This window comes from Halobacillus sp. BBL2006 (genome assembly GCF_000786645.1).
Lineage (GTDB): Bacteria > Bacillota > Bacilli > Bacillales > Halobacillaceae > Halobacillus.
The window spans coordinates 1-2,496 of the sequence record NZ_JRNX01000299.1 but is presented as its reverse complement, the minus strand read 5'-3'; the positions used below and the strand labels follow the sequence as shown (position 1 = coordinate 2,496).

The window sequence follows — 2,496 nt, the reverse complement described above, 5'->3', positions numbered from 1 at the left end:
GTTACAGGCGGGCATCCACTTTCCGTATTGGATGATGTCGATCTACTAGTGAAAAACCCTGGTATTCCTTATGAGAATCCAGTGGTTGAAGAAAGTCTTAATAGAAATATACCTGTGGTAACAGAAGTGGAACTGGCTGGACATCTACACAAAGGCCCCCTTATTGCTGTAACAGGATCGAATGGGAAAACGACTACCACGACTTTGATACATGAAATGATCAAGGCGGACGAACAGCTTGTTTCTGTTGCTGGGAACATCGGAAAAGTATCATGTGAAGTTGCACGATCAACTTCACATGAAGAGACAATGGTCGTCGAGCTCTCCTCTTTTCAATTGTTAGGTACAAAGAACTTCCGTCCGGATATTTCGGTATTACTGAACCTTTACGAAGCTCATTTGGACTATCACGGGACACTGGAGAACTATCACGAAGCAAAGGCGAAAATAATGGCAAATCAATCGGATGACGACACGCTGGTTTACAATGCTGATGATGAGAAGATAAAATCGTACACATCTCGCACGAATGCAAACCTTGTAGCGTTCTCTATAAAAGAGAAGGTTGATGGCGCCTGGGCAGACGGTGAATGGGTGTACTTTTACGATGAGCCTGTCATGAAAATTGATGACATCGTCCTCGTAGGTGAACAGAACTTGCAAAATATATTGGCTGCTGTCGCTGCGGTCAAAGTAAACGGGATCTCCAATAAAGCGATCGAGGAAGTATTGAAGACCTTTACTGGAGTTGAACACCGGCTCCAATATGTGACAGAAAAAAATGGCCGTTCTTTTTATAATGATTCAAAAGCAACAAACATTTTAGCTACCTCTTATGCCTTACGCTCATTCAAGCAGCCTGTCATTCTGCTGGCGGGGGGCTTGGATCGCGGAACGACTTTTGAAAGTCTTTCTCCCTATTTGTCCTCCGTTAAAGGAATGGTTCTGTTTGGTGAAACAGCTGATCTTCTAAAAGAAACAGGAGAAAAAGCAAATGTTGCGAAGGTTGCCAAAGTGGAAGGAATGCACGAAGCTGTGCAGAAGGCTTATGAAATGTCTGATTCAGGTGATGTTATTTTACTTTCGCCGGCATGTGCGAGTTGGGACCAATATCGAACTTTTGAAGAAAGAGGCAACATGTTTATCGAAGCTGTGCATAAGCTGAACTAAGGGCTTATGCGACAAGCTTACAGCCCTGTTTTCCATCCAGATGGGAGGTAGGGCTTTTTTTATGGAAGAAAAACAAAAAAAGCCGGATTTATGGTTAAGTGCAGCCATCATCGGTATATTGATCATTGGTATAGTCATGGTTTACAGTTCTTCAAGTATTTGGTCAGAGTATAAGTTCGATGATCCTTGGTTCTTCGCTAAAAGACAGATTCTGTTTGCAACAGCAGGACTGGTAGCGATGATTACGTTATCCAGAATTCCTTACTATTTTTGGTATGGACATGCCAAGTGGATTCTACTCGTCTGTCTCGTTTTTCTAATCGCAGTATTAATCCCGGGTGTCGGGATGGTTCGTGGTGGAGCGAGAAGTTGGATTGGGGTAGGAATGTTCAGTATCCAGCCTTCTGAATTCATGAAACTAGGGTTAATCCTGTTTCTGGCACGTTTTTTATCGGACAGGCAAAAGAGGATGAACTCGTTTCAGGAAGGTTTTTTACCTGGACTGGCACTTATTTTGGTCCCTTTTGCCTTGATCATGCTGCAGCCTGATCTGGGGACAGGGGTAGTTATGGTTGGGACATGTCTTGTTATGATGTTTACAGCTGGTGCCAGAATCAGTCACTTCATGTGGATTGCAGCAGCGGGGATGGCGGGGATGGTTGGTTTGATTGCTTCTGCCCCGTATCGAATAAAACGAATAACTGCATTTTTACATCCGTGGGAGGATCCTCTGGGTGCAGGGTTCCAGATTATCCAATCTTTATATGCCATAGGTCCAGGAGGACTTTTAGGGCTTGGACTTGGTAATAGTATGCAGAAATTCTTCTATTTGCCTGAACCTCAAACAGATTTTATCTTTGCGGTTCTTGCAGAGGAGCTAGGCTTTTTAGGAGGTTTTCTTGTTCTGGGCTTATTTTTCGTTTTGCTTTGGAGAGGTGTACGCACCAGTTTGAATGCGCCGGACCTATTTGGTTCATTATTGGCTCTTGGAATCGTCGGTATGATCTCAATACAAGTGATGATTAACGTGAGCGTAGTAACAGGCTTGATACCTGTTACGGGAATAACACTTCCTTTGGTTAGTTATGGGGGGTCTTCGTTAACACTAACATTAGCTTCCTTAGGCTTATTGTTGAGTGTCAGCCGATATTCGATCAGGGAGTAGGGGGGGCAGAGATCAATTCTGCGCCTTCTTTTTTTGCTATCTAGGAAATTATAAACATATTTAGGTGTGGATAACTTTTTGCGGTGTGAGTCTACATCTAGCTCCAGCGCCTAGCCCCTCGAGGTCATAAGTCAATCGATTACGTGGATAAAAAGCCATCT

Annotated in this window: 2 protein-coding genes; both read left to right on the top strand. The window is 43.6% G+C overall.

Annotated features, from left to right (window positions below):
• Positions 1-1,170: UDP-N-acetylmuramoyl-L-alanine--D-glutamate ligase (gene murD, locus LD39_RS09695; RefSeq protein WP_035545624.1), on the top strand; the 1,170-nt coding region annotated here is incomplete at its 5' end.
• 61 nt (positions 1,171-1,231) lie between these two features.
• Complete coding sequence (spoVE, locus tag LD39_RS09690) at positions 1,232-2,335, top strand: stage V sporulation protein E (protein ID WP_035545622.1); 1,104 nt, start codon at positions 1,232-1,234, stop codon at positions 2,333-2,335.
• The last annotated feature ends 161 nt before the right edge of the window (positions 2,336-2,496 follow it).